22 protein-coding genes are annotated in these 19755 nt (G+C 67.1%); 1 reads left to right on the top strand and 21 read right to left on the bottom strand.

The window, feature by feature from the left end:
• Position 1: 1 nt before the first annotated feature.
• The 21 genes from LRS14_RS05165 to LRS14_RS05265 form a co-directional block, all read right to left on the bottom strand.
• Positions 2 to 2368: a phage tail tape measure protein gene (locus LRS14_RS05165; RefSeq protein ID WP_257798845.1), complete on the bottom strand. Its 2367-nt coding sequence runs from the start codon at positions 2366 to 2368 to the stop codon at positions 2 to 4.
• A gap of 4 nt (positions 2369 to 2372) precedes the next feature.
• Positions 2373 to 2609, bottom strand: a complete 237-nt coding sequence (locus LRS14_RS05170) for a hypothetical protein (RefSeq protein ID WP_257798846.1) — start codon at positions 2607 to 2609, stop codon at positions 2373 to 2375.
• A gap of 5 nt (positions 2610 to 2614) precedes the next feature.
• Complete coding sequence (locus LRS14_RS05175; protein ID WP_257798847.1) at positions 2615 to 2962, bottom strand: hypothetical protein; 348 nt, start codon at positions 2960 to 2962, stop codon at positions 2615 to 2617.
• Complete coding sequence (locus LRS14_RS05180) at positions 2962 to 3606, bottom strand: phage tail protein (protein ID WP_257798848.1); 645 nt, start codon at positions 3604 to 3606, stop codon at positions 2962 to 2964. The genes LRS14_RS05175 and LRS14_RS05180 overlap by 1 nt, the downstream gene beginning before the upstream one ends.
• A gap of 79 nt (positions 3607 to 3685) precedes the next feature.
• Positions 3686 to 4045, bottom strand: coding sequence for a DUF3168 domain-containing protein (locus LRS14_RS05185; RefSeq protein ID WP_257798849.1), 360 nt, complete (start codon positions 4043 to 4045; stop codon positions 3686 to 3688).
• Complete coding sequence (locus LRS14_RS05190) at positions 4042 to 4518, bottom strand: HK97-gp10 family putative phage morphogenesis protein (protein ID WP_257798850.1); 477 nt, start codon at positions 4516 to 4518, stop codon at positions 4042 to 4044. Before LRS14_RS05190 ends, LRS14_RS05185 begins: the two co-directional genes overlap by 4 nt.
• Positions 4508 to 4864, bottom strand: coding sequence for a phage head closure protein (locus tag LRS14_RS05195; protein WP_257798851.1), 357 nt, complete (start codon positions 4862 to 4864; stop codon positions 4508 to 4510). The genes LRS14_RS05190 and LRS14_RS05195 overlap by 11 nt, the downstream gene beginning before the upstream one ends.
• Positions 4852 to 5412, bottom strand: a complete 561-nt coding sequence (locus tag LRS14_RS05200; RefSeq protein ID WP_257798852.1) for a hypothetical protein — start codon at positions 5410 to 5412, stop codon at positions 4852 to 4854. The genes LRS14_RS05195 and LRS14_RS05200 overlap by 13 nt, the downstream gene beginning before the upstream one ends.
• The gene (locus LRS14_RS05205; RefSeq protein ID WP_257798853.1) at positions 5409 to 7142 is read right to left on the bottom strand and encodes a hypothetical protein; all 1734 of its coding nucleotides are present in this window, start codon (positions 7140 to 7142) and stop codon (positions 5409 to 5411) included. The genes LRS14_RS05200 and LRS14_RS05205 overlap by 4 nt, the downstream gene beginning before the upstream one ends.
• On the bottom strand, positions 7139 to 7411 hold the full coding sequence (locus tag LRS14_RS05210) for a hypothetical protein (RefSeq protein WP_257798854.1): 273 nt from the start codon (positions 7409 to 7411) through the stop codon (positions 7139 to 7141). Before LRS14_RS05210 ends, LRS14_RS05205 begins: the two co-directional genes overlap by 4 nt.
• A gap of 83 nt (positions 7412 to 7494) precedes the next feature.
• The gene (locus LRS14_RS05215; RefSeq protein WP_257798855.1) at positions 7495 to 8820 is read right to left on the bottom strand and encodes a phage major capsid protein; all 1326 of its coding nucleotides are present in this window, start codon (positions 8818 to 8820) and stop codon (positions 7495 to 7497) included.
• Between the two features lie 47 nt (positions 8821 to 8867).
• Positions 8868 to 9551, bottom strand: coding sequence for an HK97 family phage prohead protease (locus LRS14_RS05220; RefSeq protein WP_257798856.1), 684 nt, complete (start codon positions 9549 to 9551; stop codon positions 8868 to 8870).
• Entirely contained in the window at positions 9520 to 10779 is a 1260-nt protein-coding gene (locus LRS14_RS05225) for a phage portal protein (protein ID WP_257798857.1), read from the bottom strand. Before LRS14_RS05225 ends, LRS14_RS05220 begins: the two co-directional genes overlap by 32 nt.
• Positions 10780 to 10783: 4 nt before the next feature.
• Entirely contained in the window at positions 10784 to 12514 is a 1731-nt protein-coding gene (locus LRS14_RS05230; protein ID WP_257798858.1) for a terminase large subunit, read from the bottom strand.
• A gap of 2 nt (positions 12515 to 12516) precedes the next feature.
• On the bottom strand, positions 12517 to 12972 hold the full coding sequence (locus tag LRS14_RS05235) for a P27 family phage terminase small subunit (RefSeq protein WP_257798859.1): 456 nt from the start codon (positions 12970 to 12972) through the stop codon (positions 12517 to 12519).
• A 32-nt stretch (positions 12973 to 13004) separates the two neighbouring features.
• Positions 13005 to 13526, bottom strand: coding sequence for an HNH endonuclease (locus LRS14_RS05240; protein ID WP_257798860.1), 522 nt, complete (start codon positions 13524 to 13526; stop codon positions 13005 to 13007).
• Positions 13527 to 13674: 148 nt separating this feature from the next.
• Positions 13675 to 14112 carry a hypothetical protein gene (locus LRS14_RS05245; RefSeq protein WP_257798861.1) on the bottom strand — a complete coding sequence of 146 codons (438 nt, stop codon included), beginning with the start codon at positions 14110 to 14112 and terminating at the stop codon, positions 13675 to 13677.
• Positions 14113 to 14341: 229 nt separating this feature from the next.
• Positions 14342 to 14758 carry a hypothetical protein gene (locus LRS14_RS05250; RefSeq protein ID WP_257798862.1) on the bottom strand — a complete coding sequence of 139 codons (417 nt, stop codon included), beginning with the start codon at positions 14756 to 14758 and terminating at the stop codon, positions 14342 to 14344.
• Positions 14745 to 15056, bottom strand: a complete 312-nt coding sequence (locus LRS14_RS05255; protein WP_257798863.1) for a hypothetical protein — start codon at positions 15054 to 15056, stop codon at positions 14745 to 14747. The genes LRS14_RS05250 and LRS14_RS05255 overlap by 14 nt, the downstream gene beginning before the upstream one ends.
• A gap of 286 nt (positions 15057 to 15342) precedes the next feature.
• Positions 15343 to 18048 (bottom strand): VapE domain-containing protein, encoded by a 2706-nt coding sequence (locus LRS14_RS30205; protein WP_257798864.1) that lies wholly within the window; start codon positions 18046 to 18048, stop codon positions 15343 to 15345.
• A gap of 318 nt (positions 18049 to 18366) precedes the next feature.
• A complete protein-coding gene (locus LRS14_RS05265) occupies positions 18367 to 18849 on the bottom strand; it encodes a phage regulatory CII family protein (protein ID WP_257798865.1) in 483 nt (160 codons plus the stop codon).
• Positions 18850 to 18909: 60 nt separating this feature from the next.
• Between LRS14_RS05265 and LRS14_RS05270 the strand changes: the two genes are divergently transcribed.
• Positions 18910 to 19167 carry a hypothetical protein gene (locus tag LRS14_RS05270; protein WP_257798866.1) on the top strand — a complete coding sequence of 86 codons (258 nt, stop codon included), beginning with the start codon at positions 18910 to 18912 and terminating at the stop codon, positions 19165 to 19167.
• The last annotated feature ends 588 nt before the right edge of the window (positions 19168 to 19755 follow it).

The following is a 19755-nucleotide window of genomic DNA, read 5'->3' on the forward strand; positions in this document are numbered from 1 at the left end:
GTTAGTACCCCCGCGCCATCGAGAACGCGCCGCCGTTCTGCATCGATTGCAGGATCTCGCCCTTGAGCGACTCACCGTACAGCTGCATCAGGCTCTGGACCTCGTTGCGCGAGACGCCCGCGCCGACGCTGATGTAGTTGGTGACGGCACCGCCGCGGCCGCCGCTTGCCACCACGCCCAGCTTGCCGTTGGGCCCCCGCTTCAGCGGCATGATGGCCTCAGGTCCCGCCTCGCCCAGCACGCCGGTGGCCATCGCGTTGCCTTTGGCGAACTTGAACAGGTGCGGGCTGTCGAAGACCCCGCCGGCAGCGAAGGGCACGATGCCGCGGTCGAAGGCACCACCGTTGGCGAAGACACCCATGGAGGCAAGGTCGGCGCGCAGGCCACCGCCGGCGCCGCCGCCCCCACCGAGCAGTCCCTTGAGGAACCCGCCGATGCCGCCGGCCAAGCCGCCCGCGCCGCCGGCGCCGGCCCCGCCGAACAGGCTCTGCATCAGCGGGCGCACGATCATCAGGCGGTTGAACTCCGAGATGATCGCGTTGATGGTGGTGCGCACACCATCCTTGCCGCCGCTCAGCGCGTTGGTGAGGTCATCCTCGAGCGTGGCCATGGTGTTGCCCAGCGCCCGGCGCGTTGACTCGCCGACCGACTCCAGATTCTTGAGGTAGTCGCTCACCGCCCGTGACGCGCCGGCCAGCGGGTCGGTGCGGTCCTTTTCGCTGGCCGCCACGATCGCGCCTCGCGCCTTGGCCACCTCTCGCAGCGTGTCGACCAGGATGCGCTGCTGCTCGATGCTCTCCTTCGTGAAGCCCATCAGCTCCATCGTCTCGAGCTTCTCCTGCGCCTTCGCGGCAGTCTCTTCGACGCGGGCCTGCCGCAGTCGCTCGACCTGGTCAGCGCTCTTGCCGTATTCCTCAGCCTGCTCGCGCAGCGACGTCAGCAGGTCGCCGGCCTGTGAGATCTCCACGGCCACTGCGCGCGTCGCCTGCTGGGTCAGCTTCTCGCCCTCGCGCTGCTGATTGAGCAGCTGCTCGCGCCCGAGGAACACCTCGAGCATGGCCGTCACCGTCCGCTTCTGCGCGTCGCTGTACCCGGATTCGGCATTGGCCAGCTTGGCCAGGATGTCGAGCGAGAACTGCTGGCCAGCGGTGAGCTTTTCGCCCGTGCCCAGCTCGGCCTCCGCCGCGCTGGTGCGCTTGCGGATCTCGCCAATCAGGTCCTCGTAGGCCTTGGCCACGTCCTTGACCTTCTTTTCGGCGTCCGGGTCGAAGTTGAACTCCAGCTTCGGCTTGGCCTTGCCGTCGCCGAGCGCCTTTTCGGTCGAGTCGCGCATGCGCTTGAGCTGCTCCTCGAAGCGCGTGCTGAACAGCGGCTTGTCCATGATGGCGCGCATGTCGGCCATCACCTGCTCGCCGACCGAGGCGGCCGCCCGGAACTCGCCCTTGATGATGAGCGCGGCCTGTGCGGCCGCGCCGCCAATGAACGTGCCGGCGAGCTGGAAGCCGCGCACCACGCCGTCGATGGCATCGACGACGAACGCAAGGGCCCGGGCAGCGCCATCAGCGAAGTCGGAGACCTGCTGCGCGTCCAGGTTGCCCGTGGCCCGGTCGATGCCGAGGAAGGCCTTCAGCGTTTCCTTACCGGCCTCCACCAGGGCCGTGAAGGCCGGTAGGCTCTCCGCGACGACGACCTGCGCCACCGCCTTGAACTCGGCGCGCAGCCGAGACTGAATCTTCGTGTACTGGTCGACGCGCTCGATCTGCTCCTGCGTGAGACGCACCTGCAGGTCGCCCGCTTCGGCCAGGTCCTTGAAGAACGGGATCATCTCGGCGCCGGACTTGCCGAGCAGCGCGACGGCCACCGCCGTCTTGCCGGCGCCGTCCTCGAACTGCGCCAGGCCGTCGGCCACCGCCTTGAACTGCTCGTCCGGCGCCAGTTGGCGGAAGGCCTCGACGTTGATGCCGATCTTCGCCAGAGCCGCCGAAGCGATGTTGCCGCCCTCCCCGATCTTCGACAGTGCACCGGTCAGCCTCACCGAAGCATCGCCGATCGCCTCCATCGACGTGCCCGACAGCTCGGCCACGGCCTGCCATTTGGCCAGCGCCTCGGCGCTGGCGCCGGTCTTGTCCTCCAGGTCCTTGAAGCCGGCGATGCTCTCGATGATCGCGGCCGGCAGGTCGGCGAGCTGCCGCACCGCCTCCGCGGCGAAGTCCGCCAGGAAGCTGCCGGCGAACACCTCGCCGATACCTTCGAAGCTGCCCTTCACGCCGGCGGCCGCCTTCTCGGACAGGCGCACGGCCTTGCCGAGGTCCTGCTCAAACCGCGCGAGCTGCGCGATCAGGTCGATGGAAAGGGTGGCCAATGCCATGCGGTCATTCCTCGGTGTCGGTGGTAGGCGGCGCGTGGTGCTTGATCACCAGCAGCCGCAGCAGCAGGCCTTCGACGTCGTCGACGCCGAGCAGCTCAACCACGAGCGGCAGGCCGGCGTAGTCGATGGAGCCGCCGTCGGTGGACAGGTACTTCCAGGCCGTGATGGCGAGGCGGTCTTCGGGGCTGGCGACCGGTGGCGCCTCGCCCTCGAGCTGGACGCCGGCCAGGCCGTCCAGCACCTCGGTCAGTTTTTTGCGACCAGGCCCCGCTGGGTTACATGCTCGGTGACCAGCTCGCCCAGCCGCTGCGCCACCACCTTGACCCAGTCGATGCGATCGCGCACGACCTCGCGCCACAGGTCGGCGTCGAAAGGCACCTCGATGTCGGAGGCGCCGACCTCCGGGCCGAGCAGGTCGGCCTCGGTGAAGCCCTGCCAGCCGACCACAAAGTCGGCCACCAGGTCGACGGCCTTGTCGCTCGCCACGCGGCCGAACTCGGCCTCGGCCGGCCGGCGCACCGTGACGCTCTTGCCGCCATCCAGCGGCACGACGTGCTCCCGCCGGGCACGCAGCTTCGCGATCAGCGGGTTCATCAGGCGGCGCCCTCGGTGACGAAGCCCTTGATGGTGACGCTGAGGCTGCCGGTGCCCAGCGCACCCTTCTGCACCTCCTCGCCCGGCAGCGAGGGCTGGCCGCGGAACACCCGCACGTTGCCGTCCTTCAACGTGATCCGGAAGACCAGGTACGCCGACCGCCGGGCCGCGTCGCGGATGATGGCCATGGCCTCGCTGGCGATCGTCTCGGCGTTCAGGCCGATCGACACCGACTGTGCCGCCAGCAGGCCGTTCACTTCCTGCTTGATGTCGTCGAGCAGCGAGGTGTCGTCCAGCTTCTCCGCGTCGCCGCCGCCGATGCCGTAGCTGGTGGCCTTGGCCAGCGTTGCCCACGCCGTGATCGGCACGAACTCGGCCTGGTCGGTGAAATCGGGATAGTCGGTGGTGTTGATGTCCTCGAGCGTGAAGTTGTCGGAGGTCACCGCGGCCAGGCGGGCAGCCTGGCCTTCCAGCTGGACCATGCCCTCCACGCCGCGGAAGTAGCCGATCGACTTGGCCGGCAGCGCATGTGCGGTGCTGGAGGCAACGCCCGGCTTGGCCTTGCTGACGGCGGTGACGACCTTGGCGGTGCCCTCCGTCTTGCTCACTTCGACGCGGACGCCGCGCCCTACGATGGTGGTCATTGTTCAGTCCTTTCAGGCAAAGAAAAACCGGCGCGGCGGCCGGTTGGTTGGGATGAGGTGTGCAGACGCCTGCACGCGGTCAGTCGCTCCACATGTCGACGTTGAGCACGACGGCGCGGGCACCGATCTCCGGATCGATGCTGTCCGGATCCGACTCGTCCGGATCCAGCTCGCCGGCGCGCAGCGCCTCGTCGGCCAGCTCGGCAAGTGCGCTGGAGGCTGCCCGGCTGCCGGCCCAGCACTCGACCTGGAAGGTGTCGCGCCGGGCGTGCACGCTGCCGTCCAGCCCGGTGATTCGCTGGAAAGACACGCGCTTGAAGACGATGAACGGGTAGTCGTCCTCCTCACGCGCCAGGTCGACGCGGATGCGGTCGCCGCACAAGGCTGTCAGCGGTGCGTAGCTGGCCAGGATCTGGCGCAGCTCTTCAGCGGGCGTCACAGCGGATCCTTCGGGTTGGCGTTGAGCTTGTCGAGTTGCGGCCCCAGCTTGGCCGAGAAGGCGCCCAGCGCGGCCTGCGCCTGCGCCTGGGCCGCCGGCCGCAGGTACGGGCGCGCGGCCATCTTGTCGGTGCCGAACTCCAGGAAGCGCCAGTAGAACGGGTCGCTGGCGCTCTTGGCGCCACGCGCGGCCCCCTTGGCAGGCCGCACGTTGACGTAGACACCCACATTGCCCTCGCGCCGCGCGGCCTTGCTGGTGCGCACGGAAATCGCGTTGCGCACGGTGCCGCTGGCGCGCCGCGGCGTCGGCTCGGCCAGCACCGGCACGGTGGCGCGGGCCGCGTCGCGGATGAGGCGTGCACCGGCGGCCAGGGCGTTGCGCAGCGCGCGCCGACGCAGCTTGTCCGGCAGGCCGGCCAGCGCTTCCCGCAGCTCGCTCAGGCCGGACACCTTCACCTCCAGGTCAGCGGCCATCCCGTGCTCCCTTGATCGCGCCTATCTCCAGCCACTCGGTGCCGCCATCGACCGGCACCGGGTCGCCCTCGATCTCCAGCGGCGCGCCCTTCCACACCAGGCGGCACGCGCCGTCGACGTCGGTGCGGTACCGGATCAGCACGCGGTGATCCATCAAGCGCCCGGCCTGGCCAGCGGCGAACTGATCGCGGGCCCGCATCGGCTGCACGCGGGCCCAGACGGTGGCGACGTCCGCCCAGTCGCCGTCAGCCTCCCCCAGCGTGTTGTCGTTGGCGCCACGGCGCTGGATGGTCACGCGCTGGTTCAGCTCGCCCACGTTGACGACCGCACCCATCAGACCACCCATGACCGGTCCAGCAGCCGGGCGAACAGCGGGTTCGGCGTCAGCGTTCCCGCCTGTGCTGCTGCAGGCGACTGAAGCCAGTGCGTGACGCTCGCCTTGATGTACAGCTTCACCGACTCCTCGGCCTCTTCACCGGCGGTGATGTCGATGCGCACGCGCGGTCCGAGCGCCACCGCGGCCAGGGTGGGCCAGCTGCCGCCCAGCACCGGCGCAACCACCGTGCCGCGCCCCGAGGCGGCCCAGGCCACCGCCTCGGGTGCCACCGCGGTCCAGGTGGCACCGGTGCGGTACGACACGGCCACGGCGGTCGGTCCGTACACCTCGAGCAGCTGATCGGCGGCCGGCCAGTCCGCAAGCTCGGCGCGCCAGATCTGCGCGCCGAATAGGCGATTGGTCAGCTGCTCGGCCTGCTCGCGGGCGACCGTGATCAGGCCGGCGACCAGCGTGTCCTGCTCGCTGCCGTCAACCTTGGCGGCTAGCTTCGCTTCCGCAAGGCTCACCGGCTCCTGGGCGGGACCGGTCAACCGCTTTGGAGCCAGGACGATGCTCATGCGACGTACAGCCGCTGCCAGTCGCCGAGCTGATTGCGCAGCAGGTAGCGCATAAAGCCAGGGCGGGCCATGTTGTTACCCCAGGGTGTGAGATGGATACCATCGTTCGACGCCGATTCATAGATGTCCACGATGTCGCCGACTTCCGGCATGGTGCTCAGGCCTGGAGTCAACACCCCAGTGGGACTGCCAGTGTTGTGGCCATACAGCCGAACGGTCGTGGCGGTGTTTGCCGTGGTGCAGATCGCCGATTGACCAGCCGCGACACCCGTTCGAATGACGCCCACCAACGGATGCAGGCCAAACGCGCCACCGGTGTAAGCCGGTAGACCGCCGGCACCGATCGTGAGAACGGGCACGGTGTTGACGGCCCCGCTTACAGCAGTGATGACCAGCCCGCCATACCGCGGCGTTGGGTTGCAGATGAATCGCCCGCCATTGCGCGTGAGAACATTGTTCTCGTCGACCTCCAACTCGGCGGCTAGATCAAACACACCGAAGACATAAGGCGACGGCGTGCCACCCGACAACACCGGCACACCAGAGCTGTCCAGTTGGCAGCCGTTGCGAAGCCAAGTGTTCCACGCCGTGCGCTTCTCCACCCAGGTTGGCACCTGCGTCGATGCACGCCAGATGTTGCCGACGACCTGCACTGACGGAATCGACGTGACAGCATGAAAGCGCGCGCCAGCCGCAGCAGCCAGCTTCGCCATCTTGATCATGTACAGCGCGATCTCCTGCCAGGTCTTGGTCGGGAAGTCGTTGTAGGCGAGGTTGCAGAACACGTCGTCCGAGAATCGAAGCTTGGTCAGCCGGCTGCGCCATTGCGGCAATGCAGCGCCTGCATCGAACAGCGTGCTCAGCTGCTCGCCTCCGATGCTGTGCTGTGCGAACGCCTTGTGCCCGGCGTCCCGAAGTCCGCCAGTGAACCAGTTGTTCATTCGTAGGGTGATCGACGGGGTGGGAATATCGTCAGGAATGCCGACGCCAGCCCCGATGGAGTCGTGGATACCAAGAACGGCACGCTGCTCCCCGCGACTGGAAATGATGGCCGACGGCCCGACGCAGCGCACAGAGCTGGGGCCAGTCGCGCCCCCGGCAATCGCGCCGGCAGCTGCGGCCGCATTGGGTCCATACCCTGCACCGGTGCCGAGGGCGCTGGTGCTCTCTCCAGCCAGCAGCATGGTGTCAAGGCCCCGCAGGGTGTCGACGTTGAGATTGACGACCTTGCCGTATGTCCGGATTCCGAAGGTTTCGCCGGCCTGAATGGACGTCGGCACCGGGTCAGTGAGTACCGCCCCCGCGTTGACCTGGACCGTGAACTCGGCTTGACCAGCCACCGTCAGCTGGAGCGGCGTGGCGCCGAGTGGATATTCCAGATATGCAACATAGGTCTGGGCCACACCGAGCGAGTCGAACTGGGCCTGTAGGAACGGCATCGCTTGTGCGGCAGTGAACAGCCGCAGCGAAGTCTGCGACGACGTCAGCGCTGCGAACGAGGCCGCTTTCGCGGGCTGGCCATAGCTTTCCGCCGCAAAGTGCAGGTCCTGGGAAGCGCCAACCACCGCGCCACTCACAGGGTCGAGACGGGCCATCACCGGAGAGGGGCTGTCCGCCGTCGCCGAGCGTGCCAGCCCCGCAGCGATGAGCCGGGCCTCTTCCGCCGGTGCCAGCGTGTACTTGCCCCATTGCTCGTAGCCTCCCCATGTGGCCAGCATCTGGATGCTCATGCTGCACCGCCTTTCGCACCGCGCTTGGCACGCGTCGAGGTGGCGGGAACCACCGCGCCTCGAGGTTGATCATGAGCCACCGGCTGCTCCGGCTGCTCCGGCTGCTCCGGCTGCTCCGGCTGCTGGGCGGGCTCGTCGTCGTACACCGCAGCGCCTGCAGCGTGCACCAGGTGCGAGGCTGCATTGGCGTCGATGGTGGCGATGTCGCCCGGGCCGAAATTGCCCACCAGCATGCTGTGGCCGGTGGCGATGAATTTGATGCGTCGCATGTGATGGGACTTCAAGAAGAAGGGGCCGACCCTTGCGAGCCGGCCCCAAAGGCGCGCTGCGAAGCGCGGCGAGGAGATGAGCCTTAAGCCGGCGTCAGGTCGCCGTAGCGGAAGGCGGCCGGGCGCTCCACAGCCAGCATGCAGCGGCGCTCGGCCCGCAGCGTGATGAGGTTCTTGGTGAAGTTGTCGCTGTCGGATTCCGACATGTCGACCACCACGCCCTCGCGCTCGTAGAACGTTGCGGCGGCGCGCAGCGAGCCCACGCCAACGTTGTCGGCCGGCACAGCGTTGCAGGCCACCACCGGCACGTTGAACAGCATCGGCGCCACCGACATGCCCGGATCGCCCAGGATGTAGCGGCCCTGGCTGTCCTTCGTCAGGCGCAGCGTCCACCAGTCGGCCGGGTTCAACAGGATGGCGTCGGCCGGGTAGTCGCCCGACTGCGCGTCGCCCAGCATCTTGCCGATGAGGTCGAAGCGGTTCGTGGGCGACAGGCCCAGCGCCGTCAGCGCCGCGGCGCTGTAGCCGTGGGCGGTGAAATTGCCGGCCTTAGTGAAACCGCTCATGTTCGGCGTCACGCCGCTGCCCGCGATGATCTGGTTCTCGACCCGCAGGTTGACGCCGTAGCGCATGCGCAGGTCGATGTAGGCCGCCAGGGCCGCGTTGTCGCTGGCCAGCTGCCGGCTGATCTTGATCCAGTGGGCGATGGTGGCCACCGGCTCGGTCACCAGCTGTGTGGTAATCGAGCTCTCGGGCTTCTGCGCACCTTCAGCCACTTCGGCGGCGTTGTTGGTGAACACGTTCTCGCGGACGTAGTCCACCGCGTTGGAGCTGGTCGGCAGCTTGTTGAGCAGGCCTTCCAGGGTGAACTCGCGAAACGGGCCACTCACGATGCCCGGCTTGCGGTCGCTGAAGGTGTTGCCCACCGTGTTGGTGACGGTGTTCTTCACCTCGACGCGCAGCTTGTTCTGGCTGCCCGACTTGAAGGCCTCGAAGCCGGCGGCCTTGATGAACTGCGACCCCCAGGTGTCGCCGCCTTCGCCGGCCGGGTCCTTCTGGATGACGCCCTTCTGCTCCAGCTGCTGAATGCGATCGGCCAGCGTGCGTTGCTCCGTGCCCAAGTTGTCGAGCGCGGCCTTGGTCTCGGCGCTGACCTTGCCTAGCGTTTTCAGCTCGCCTTCGGCCTTCTCGGACTGGGTTTTCATGCTGGCTTCGATGCCATCCAGCTTTTTCATCACGTCGGCGACGACGCCGGCCACGCCGCCCTCGGCCAGGACGAGCAGGTCGTTCGGGTGCACGAGCAGCTGCAGGGCGTGCGGCAGCAGGTCGAACTGGGCGGCCATGGCCAGGCCGGAGGCGATCGCCATCACGGCCAGGAGGCCGAAGCGCAGGAAACGTTGGGTTTGCATGGTGCAGTAGTCCTTGAGAAGTGGATGGTGGTTCGCGGGATGCGCGCTCACGCCGGAACGCCGAACCGGGTCAGCCGGTCCTGCAGCTCACGGAGGGCTTTCGCGTCGATGTCCTCGCCGGGATCCCCCGCGGCGAACACGACCTTCGCGCGGGCCACCAGCGCAGCGGCGGCCCCTTTGCTGAAGCCGCCTGCATCCCGCAGGAGGCGTTCGAAATCACGGATGGTTTCCAGCTCGGCGATGGCGTCGTCGAACTCGGCGCCCTTGACGCTGGCCAGGTCGACGCGCGCCGCCTTGTCGGCCGGGAAGGCGACGGGCGAAATCTCCATGAGCACAGACCAGCGGCGGATGACGCGGCCGGTCTCTGTCTCGTCGTAGTCGCCCTTCTTCACCATGCCGCCGATCGACAGGCCGTCAAGCGTCTGGTGCAGCATGGCGGCGCGCACGTCGGCGGACAGCGAAATGCCGGGCGTCAGCTCGCCTTCGACGAACAGTCCCTTGTCGTCCTCCTTGGCCACGTGGTACTTGCCGATCGGCATTCGCCACTCGTGGTTAAAGAACATCTTCGGCTTGCCGTTCGCTTTGAGGGTCGATTCGAAGGCGCCCTTGACAATGGTGTCGCCGTAACTGTCGACACCTCCGAACACGCTGGCGTAGCCGGAGAAGCGACCCGTGTCGCCTTCCAGCTTCAGGCTGACGTCACTGAGTGACAGGGTCTTGCGAAGCAGCATCGGAGGCTCCGAGGGAAGTAGTGGGTTTGACCTTGCCGAGCATGTGGATCGGCAGCAGGTTGGCCTGCACGGTGATGACGTTGCCGCCCTCGACGGGAGGCTCGTTCTCGAGCTGGCGCATTTCGTTGCGGGTTGCCAGGCCGTTCTGCACCTTCTTGGCGGCAATCTCGGCACGGTCCTTGGCGTTGCCGCGCAGCAGCGCATCCAGACTGAACTCGGCGGTGAGCCGGGAGCGCTGATTCGGCGTCATCACACGCTTTGTGACCGCCTGCTCGATGCTCACCAGCAGTGGCCGCACAGTGAACTTGTGGAAGCCGTCGACGATCTGCTCGACGCCCGATCCCCAGGTCGTGACATTGCTGTGGTGGGCCAGCACCGGCGGCACGTCGAACCAGCGACAAATCTCTTCGACTGAGAACTTGCGCGAGTCCAGCAGCTCGATGTCCTCAGGCGACAGTGTGAGCGCCTGGTACTTCATGTTGGCTTCGAGCAGGAACAGGCGCGCTGCATTGCCGCGTGCCATCTCGCCAAAGCGCTCGAGCAGCGCCTCCCGCTGGCCCTGCTTTAGCACGCTGTCGATCATCAACGCGCCGCTGGGCTTGCCACCGTTGGCCCACGTGCGAGTGGCATGGGCGAGCGAGCGCGACGCCTCTGCCGTCGTTGCTCGCATGTAGTCGAGCCGTGCCAGGCCCACCGTGCCATTGCCGATCTCCTTCAGGTGCAGCACGTTTTCAGCGGCCAGGATCGCGAGGTTGCCGTCGATTCGGTACTGGTACACCAGCGTGCCATCGTCCAGGATCAAGGGCTGCACCTGGTCGGCAGGCATGGGCCAGAGACTTACGGCTTCGCCGTTGGGTGCACGGTCGATGCGCGCATAGGCATTGCCGCGCAGGTCGTGGTTCAGCATCATCGCGACCCAGAACTCGTACGGCGTCATCCGCGCGTTCGGACTGTCGTGCAACAGGCCGTAGAGGCGATCGGTGCGGGCCATCGAGCGCCGGCCATCGGCCTGTGCGTAGACGAAGAACGGCAGCGATGCGATGGTGGTGGCGCGACGGTGCACGCATGCCCAGACGGTGGACAGCTGCAGCGCGGTGTCTGCCGACAAAGCCGATGTGTCCTCGACCAGCGAGCCACCGGGACCGGCGTACTGCATGCCGCGACCGGCGCCCAAGGCCCGGCCGCCCCAGCCGAACCAGCCGCGGACCGTTGAGACAAAAGTGGACATTGGCCTAGCCGATCACCGGGTTGTTGATGAAGTCGTCGAGGTTCATATCCGACGAGGGCTGAGCGGCCATCGCACGACCGAGACCCATGATGGTGGCCACCGTGCCGTCGATCTTGTACTCGTCGCGCTCTTTGCGGGGGTAGATGTTGTCCTTGACGTCACGGTGACAGACGACATTGCTCACCATCCAGGCCATCGCCGGATTCGCGTCATGCACGAACTTCGCCTTCCCCTGGAGCACGAGTGCCTCGAGCTGCTTCATCGGCTCGGACATGTTGAGCACCGTCTGCCGGTACTCCACCATCGGGAGGTTCTCCGCCAGCATGTGCCCCGACAACTGCGTAGCCTGGAAGGGGTCGAACGGGATCTCCCGCAGGTCCTCCAAAGTGCAGGCGTCTGCACGCAACTGGTCCTCGATCTGGTCGTAATCGGTGACCTCGCCAGGCGTCGCGATGATGAAGCCGGCACGCACCCACCCGTCGTACTGCGAGTTGCGGCCGGTCTCCACCGCACGTTCAGGCAGCCAGAAGCGACCGCGGGTGATCAGGAGGTAGCGGCCGGCCTCCTCATCGTGCGCGAGCACCGGGCCCGCGGCAATGTCCACCTTGCTCGCCAGGTCCAGCGGGACCCAGCACGGCAGGTGCTTCACGTCGTCGATGGTCAGCGTGGCATCACCGCACCGGTCCCACGCGGCCATGTCCATCCAGGCGCTGTCGCTCGACACCCAGACGTTCAGGTGCTTGGTAAGGAAGTTGGCCACCGCGCTGGGCATCGCCATCGCCTTCCGGCAAGCGGCTTCCAGCACGTTGAGCTTGACCGACACGCCGAGGTTCGGGTTGGCCTTGCGCCACACGGCAGAATCCCGCCAGTCGTCGCCCTCGTCGATGGTGAAGATGATGCCGAACCAGTTCTCGTCGACGACGATGCCCTGCAGCACCTTGATGGTGTAGGTGCGCAGCTCGTAGCAGATGCCGGCACGGTCGGAGCCGGCCGTGGTGATGGCGCTGAGCAGTGCCTGCGACCGGGCGCCGGTGGCGGTGTCCAGCACGTCCCACACCGCGCGGGTCTTGTGGGCGTGCAGCTCGTCGACGCACCCGCCATGGATGTTGAGGCCGTCCAGCGTCGAGCCCTCGGCGTTCAGCGGCTTGTAGCTGCTGGCGCTGCTAGGCGAGGTGATGTCGTGCTTGCCAACCTCGACGCCGAAGCGCTGCAGGAATTCGGGCTCGCGCAGCGCCATGTTGCGCGAAACGTCGAACACCTCGCGGGCCTGCTCGCCCGTCGTCGCCGCGCTGTAGCAGTGGGCGCCCGGTTCGCCGTCGGCGAATGCCAGGTACAGCTGGCGGGCCGCCAGGCGCGTGCTCTTCGCGTTCTTGCGCGCGATCTCTTCGTAGTCGCGGCTGAAGCGGCGCAGGCCGGTGTCGGCATGCACCCAGCCGAAAAGGTTGAACTCGATGAAGACCTGCCAGTCCTCGAGCTTGAGCTTGGCATAGTGGAACTTGCCGTCGATGTAGACCGGCTTGGCCCATTCGCCCTTGATGTGCGGCAGCAGCTCTTGGAAGCGGCACGCACGATTGCCCTTCGCCTCCTCGATCACGTACGGGAAGTCGGCCGTGCCCTGGCGCGCCAGGTCACGCAGGAAGCGCTCGGCGGCCAGGCGCTCGAAGAGCCCAGCGCCTTCCTGGCCCGAGGCGCAGCGCTGCGCGTACGCCTTGGAGCGTTCGAAGTAGGTGGCCATCGTCAGAAGTCCGCGAAGCTGGTGGCCTCGCCGGCGCCGGCCGGCGGCTTGCTGCCCGGCGTGCTCGGCGCGTCGTCGTTCTCGAACAGCTTGAACTGCGCACGCACGGCCGTGGTCACCGCGGCCTGCTCGGCCGGGTTGAGGCCGAACAGCTTCAGGAGGCGGTGCATGTCCATGCGCGCGTTGCGCAGGTTCTGCACTCGCGGGTGCTGCACCGACATGCCGTTGGGCGTGCGGGCCTCCCAGGCCTCGGCCTCGTCCTTGCCTTCTTCGCGCAGCTGCGCCTGGCGGCGGCGCAGCGCATGGCGCAGCGTCTTGACGTCGGCGATCGTCTCGCACAGGTCCTCGAACGTGTCCGAGTAGACGATCGACATCAGGTTGTAGCGCAGCAGCTCGGGGCCCAGCCGCTTCCACACCTTGCGCGCGCCGGGGCTCAGGTCCTTCGGCACGGACGGCATGCCGACTTCCGGGCGGAAGGTCGAGTCGAGGTTCATCGGCCGGTGGCCGCGGTTCCCCCTCCAGCACTTTCAGCTCGGCCGGCTTGGCCGACGGTCCCCGGGCGCCCATTACTTGACCCCCCCCACCCCTGAAACCTGCGCGCGCAGAAATTTGGCGAGGGGATCGGTCCCGGCGGCAGGGGCGCCGAACTTTGGACCCCCCTCCCCCGGGCGGCCTCGGCGGCCGTCTTCTCCTGGTGCGCGGCGCGGCAGATCGTCTGCAGGTTCGCGTCGTCGTCGCTGCCGCCCTCGGCCTTCGGAACCCGGTGATCCACCTCGGTGCCGGCATGCACGGCACCAGGCAGGCAGGCCTGGCAGATACCGGCATCGCGCTGCAGGATGCGCTTGCGCTGCTTGTCCCATGCGGTGCCATACCCGCGCTCATGACGCGAGCCGCGCCGCCGATCGGCGAAAGCGCCGGCCACCACCTTGTGCGCCGCACAGCGGCCGCTGCCATCACGCACGAGCACGCCGCAGCCGACCTGCGTGCAAGGACGAGGTGCAGCCTGGGGCATGGTGGTTCCGCAAAGAACAACGCCCCGGGCGATTGCTCGCGCGGGGCGTTGAAGGGAGGAGGGAGGCAGCTGTGCTCAGCGTGCCAGAAATGTACCGGTTAAGTCTATTTGGTCAAACTCGCTCGCGGCACATAGATCGGGCGGCCTCTTACTCGGTCGGGAGTGGCAACCCGTAGCCGAGGTGCCATAGCTGCAAACCGAGCACTGTTAAGCAATCGACGATCGCATCAGGCCCACCCCAGGCCCCAAGGACTTCAACGCCGTCTAGATGGGTGTCGATCTCGTGGCGCGGCATGCCTTGTCTCGCAGCCCACCTGAAGATGTTCGCCGGATACAGGAGTCGCCCAGTGTCCGGATCCACGAGCCTTGAGCTCCTCCCGCCCCTAAACGTGAAGCGGTTCTTGTGCGCGATGCCATTGCGGAGGTGGCGAATCATTTGCGTCTCTGGCGTGCGGCCGAACCAATGGTGGTCACCGAGCGCGTCGGACACGGTGAGAAGCGTGCCGCGCAACCAAACGACATCGAAGGCGGCCCTGGTCTCGGGTTGGCGATTGGCCGCCAGGTAGTGGTGGAAGTGCAGCTGCATGTCGTTGCCGTCGCGCCTTGGCACTCGGAGAATTGGTACGTGCTGACCCGGTTCGATCGGCGGTGCGAATGCAAATGCCCGCGTGTCACGAGCGACGTACATCGCTGCAACGTGGGTGAAGTAGTCAGACGTTAGCCGTTGGACGAGTGTCGCCACCTCGACAGCAGCCCTATCGACAACCTCAGGCTCAGTCGCTGATTCTTGGGTCAATGTTGATCCCCGAACAGATTCAAACGAGACCTCGCTTCTCACGTTGCAGATCCTCAACCCGCTGGCGTTCTACTGCACCTCGCTGCTGCTCACTGTGGAAATGGGCAGCGAGGAGGCGATGTGCTCTTTCGATACGAGCGTAGAGCGTAGCCTTTGCACAGCACAAGACCTTTAAGTGATCTTGCTCGCCGCCGGTACCAGTGTAGTACTCGACGATTGTGGCTCGTAGCTCCGATGGCAGCCGCTGCACCGCGTCGTCAGTGACGCCGGCCTCAATGTCATTGACTGGGATGGGTACGTCGGCATAGGCATCGCGCGTCGACGGCGTCTGAACGCCGAGCGGCACGCGGGCATAGCCCAGTGCACCGCCGCCAGAGCGCGACTTCCATCGAGCCCAGTTGAGCAGCCGGTGTTCGATCCAGTCAATGCGCGCCATGGCTTCCTCTTGCGGCGGGCGACTTGATCAACACCACCACCTGGTCGGGCTGCAGCTGCATCCCGCCCCAATCCGCCGCGCCTTCCTTGCCAACGAACGGTGCACCGATGGCCACCGAGCCCTGACGTGCGAAGAACCAGCCAGGCTCGCCGGCGATGACGCCGCGCTTCCAGCACTCATTGACATGGGCATCGCCGTGCTCTTGGCGCAGGGCCTTGATCCTGGCCGGCACCAGCGGCATGGCAGCAGCGACCCAGGCGAATCGGTTCTTCCTGTCTTGATCTCTGTCCTTGTCCATGTGTCCACCTTCGAATATCGAGCGGTCAAGCCGCGGAGGGGGTCGGGCGCGCGGGCCCGCTTGCAGACGTCTGTGCACGTCTGCGCTGTTGTCTGGACGCCTGGACAAGTCCGCCGGGCACAGCTCCGCCCTGAGACCCGGTGGAGCCATTCGGTAGGCCACCAGCACTCACTGCAGGAACGTGGACACGTGGACAAGTCCGGGCGCGCCCGGTGCGTGGCCGGGCTACGGCATGGCCATGGCGTCGACCGCCCCGACCTTTTCCGCGGCGCCCCGCGATCGCTGGTCAGAACGGGCAGTCATCGACGCCCTCGGGTGAAGTGCCCTGCGTGGGCTGTTGGGATCCATCGCTGCCGCCGGGCGCACTGGAGGCGCCGGCGTTGGATGGGCGGACGTACACACGGGGGCGGCCCGCGTGGCTCAAGCGGCGGACGGACCAGCCCAGAGCATGCATCAGCGCGCCGGCCCGCTTGACGACCACGTCGGTCTGCTTGTCGATCGTGTAGCCGATCGCGTGGAGCAGGTCCTGCATGCCGATCTCGGTGACCAGCGCGCCATTGCGGCCGTTGTGCGGCACGCGCTGCTCCTCGTCATAGAGGTAATGCCGGATGGCCGCCTCGAGCGAGCTCTCCACCGTGCGCGACTGCTGCTGCGGATCGAACAGATCGCGCTGTTCATCGCGCGTCGGCCAGAACCGCTCGCCGGCGTCCAGCGCGTCCAGCGCTTCGCTGATGAGCTGAGCCAGGTTGTCCCGCAGCCACGGCGAGTCGGGCGGCCTGGTGACCCGCACCGGCCAGAATCGCCGGTTGCCGGTCACGTCGGTGAGGTAGTGCGACTCATTGGTGGTGCCGACGAACACCACCTGGCGTGGGTAGTCCTTCGGCCGGCGGTCGAACGAGGCGCGGAAGCGGTCCTTCGGCGAGCTGATGAACAGCTTCACCTTGGACACCTCCTGCTTGGACATGTTCTCCAGCTCGCCCCACTCGTACACCCGGACGCCCTGGATGTTCTGGTAGCTGTCCTTGTCGCCCAGCACCAGGCCGGTGTCGGCGAAGTGCTCGCCGCCGAGGACGGCCGACAGCGTCGACTTGCCCCATCCCTGAGGCCCTTCGAAGATCAGCATGTAGTCGAACTTGGTGCCAGGCCCGCGCACGATGCGCGGCCCATCCTTGACCACCGGCAGCACGCGCGCGCACATGGCCATGAGGAACCAGCGCCCGGCCAGCGCCAGGTAGCGCTGCAGCGGGTCGTTCGGATCCCACTCGTCCTCCTCGAGGCAGGTGCGGGTCAACCAGGTGTCCAGGCGCTTGACGCCATCCCACTGGCCGCGGCGCGCCTCGACCTGCTCGCGCACGGGGTGGAATGCATGCCGGCGGGCCACCATGAGCACCGACTCCTCCAGCGTGCCGCGGGGCATGCTGGGCAGGTAGTACTCGCGCACGAGCCACTCACCCATCAGCAGCTCGTCGGCCTCCTCCCACGGCCCGGCCGGCGTGCCCCAGGGCGTGTCCCGCGTCTTCTCGACGTTGTTCGTGAACTCGTTGAAGGCGATCAGGCCGCGCGTCTCCGGCGCGCCGAGCACACCCTTGTCGGGCCAGCCGTCGAGGGCGAGCACGACGTTCTCGCGCACGTTGCGCACCGCGCCGCTCGCGCTGGTCAGCAAGTACCGTTTCCAGGCCTCAGCCTGGTCAGGGTCGTCCTCTTCCCCCTGATCCGCGCCAGCACTGGATCGCGGCGGTTTTCCGCCGCCAGCCGGCTGAGCAGTGCCGGCCGCAGCGCTGGCGGCTTCGTCGGGCGGCACGAACGTCCGAGCAGCACGCAAGAAGGCACGCACACGTTCGGCCGTCCAGCCGTCGGCGATCGCGTCGGCGACATCCCAGCCGTCGGGCATCTTGCCCGGCTCGGGCAACGACACCATGGCGACGCTGCAGCCGTGCGTGGCCAGCAGGCGGGTGCCGATGCCGACCATGGCGCGGAGGCCCGGCTGCATACCTGCAGGCATGAGCGGCTTCGACAGCGGATCTACCCCCTGCTCTCGCTCCGCCTTGGTCAGGGCCTTGCGCTTGGCATCCGCGTCCGGCCACAGGATGACCGAACGACTCATGATCCAGCCCCACGCGGCGAGCGACCAGGTCTTGCAGCCGCCTTGCCAGCTGACCACGTCAAACTCATCGCCGAGCAGCTGGTGTAGCGCCTCTGCGCACTTTTCACCTTCGACCACCACGACGGGCTTGATCGACGGGTCCCCGAGCACGCCTGCGGGCACATACAGCGGCCGCGGCTCCTTCCAGACCTTCCAGTGCCAGCGATGCGAACCGCGGTCGTCGCTGGTGTCTTCGCAGAAGGTCAGCGGCACCGTGTCCTTGACCAGCTCACCGTGGCTGTCGACACGCTCAAACCGGGCGACGTAGCCATAGAGCTCACCTTCGAACTCATACCGCCAAACGCGGGCGGCCTCGAGCTCGATCCACTGGTTGCCCTGCTTGCGGTCCTTGTAGCCAAAGCGGAACTGCGTGGGCGGCTTAGCGAAGGACGGCACGGGGGCGACCGGGCGCCAGCGTTCTTTGCTGCGCTCGGCGGCAGGCGCTGCGATGGCACCTTGCTCCGGCGGGGGCTCCGGGCGGTCATCGCCTGCAGCGTCAGGTACCGGCGCCCTGCCCGCCCGCTCGGTGAATGCAGACGCCTGCACCGGCATCCAGCCCATGCGCTCCATGAGCTCTCGCGCGGCCTGGCCGTTGTTCAGGTTGTGGATGCGGGCGTAAAGGCTGATCAGGTCGCCGCCGCGGTCCTCGTCGTTGCCGGCGTTGTCGAACCACTGGCCCGTATCAAGGTTGACGTTGGCCGACTCGCCGTCCGAGCCATCGAAGTCGCCGATGTACCAGCGGTTGCCGCGACGCTGCCCATGCGGCAACCACTCGGCAACCAGCGTGTCGGACCGCTGCAGCAGTGCAGCGGCCAGGCCTGCGAAGTCGATGGGCGTCCGATCAGCCACAGGTCGACCAGCTGCAGAACAGTCGCTGCAGCAGCGCTGCTGCGTCAGTCACTTCCGCGGGCTCCGCCGGCACAGGCACACAAGCCTGCATCGGGCGGCAGGAATGCGGCAAGCGGATCGGGCCCACGGTGCGCAGCTGGCCTCGCTTGCGCAGGTTGTGCCACGTCTCCATCACTGCGCGACGGCCAAAGCCCTGGACCTCTAGGCGCTCCGCGACATCGCGCCAGGTGGCCGCCGGCACTGCATGCTGCGCGCGCTCAGCGGCCACCGCGCCGGCAGTCGCGAGGACCGCGCGGTGGATCTCGCCCGGGGGGCGCATCAGGCGGACACCCGGGGCTGACGCTTGTCGTTGGCCGCCTGGTTGAGCCTGCCCATGTGGACCATCAGCTCCTGCCAGGCCGACGCCATGGAGACGCCCTTCGCCATCACCGCCCGCAGCTCTTCATCGGTGACGGTGCCGTCACTCACAGCCTTTGCCGCACTGGTCAGCAGCTCGCCCAACTCGGTCGCCAGCCGGCCGGCGTATTCCATCGTGGTGTCGCCTCCGGCCGTGTCCTCGGACCGAGCGAGCGCGATGAAGACGCCGCCGCATTCAGCGGCGAAAGCTTCCGCTATGCGGGAGTCCCGCGCCGCCTGGCTCAGGGTGGCCGCGTCTAGCAGCCCGAGCTTGTTCTTGGCATCGTTGGGATTGAGCTCATGGCGAAGGGTCGACTCGCCCTTCCCGAGATGTAGCGCGGCGCGCTCAGCGCCTCCCATGTCGCGCACAACCAAGCGCGCGGCGATCAACAACGGATGATGCACGGCAGACTCCCCTCATAAATTGCCGTAGACCGCATCGCGCGGACTACGCACACTGACCCCATGGACTTGTTCGATCCCCTGCTTTTGTTCGTGATGCGCATCGCGCACTACGGTGGAGCGATGACAAGCAGACTCCTGCATCGCGGTCGTCGAAATAGGGCTACTCGCCTGCATGAGCGCGCATCCTTCGTGGATGGCAAATATCTACCTTCAGGCCGGCGCACACCGATGCGAACGCGCGCGCGCGTGCCACAACACGGCGGTGCTCCGCTTATCCGCGATGAAGGCAAAGCGCCGGCAATTGCAATGGCAAATTGAGCCGGGGTAATCGAAAGTGCGGCCGTCGCAACAACAGGACAGCCGAACCCGACATGCTCGACATTGATATTGGAGCCGTCTTCATGCCGAACACACAGCGAGACACGGACCCCATTGAGGTAATCGCTTGTTATTGCATTCACAACGACGATGCGGCGCGAGCGCCATCGCGTCGACGCTGGCCAGTAGTGCTGCCGAAAAACGCTCCGCTGCCTCGCCGGGGTGAGTTCGTCTACCTGACCAGCAGCTCGGCCTGGCGTGTGGACAAAGTGATCCATGAGTGGCACGGCCCGCACAGGCTGCACATCGAAGTGTGGCTTGCATATGAGGGCACTGGGCGGCACCAACGTCCGAGCGGCTTCGATTTGACCCAGTGACCTCACTGGCCGTCCCTGCCTTCAGACTCGATCAGTGGCACATGCACCGAGCCGCCGGCCATGCGAATGAGCGCGATGCCTACGTCCGCGGAGATCGCACCAGTCTTTCCGCTGGCGAGTCGGCTGACCGCAGCTTGCGACAAGCCCAGATCCGCGGCCAACGACCGCGTGGTCCGGCCGGACCCCCGCAACAGGCGCCTAGCGAGCGCTG

Source organism: Aquincola sp. J276, assembly GCF_024700035.1.
GTDB lineage: Bacteria > Pseudomonadota > Gammaproteobacteria > Burkholderiales > Burkholderiaceae_C > Aquincola > Aquincola tertiaricarbonis.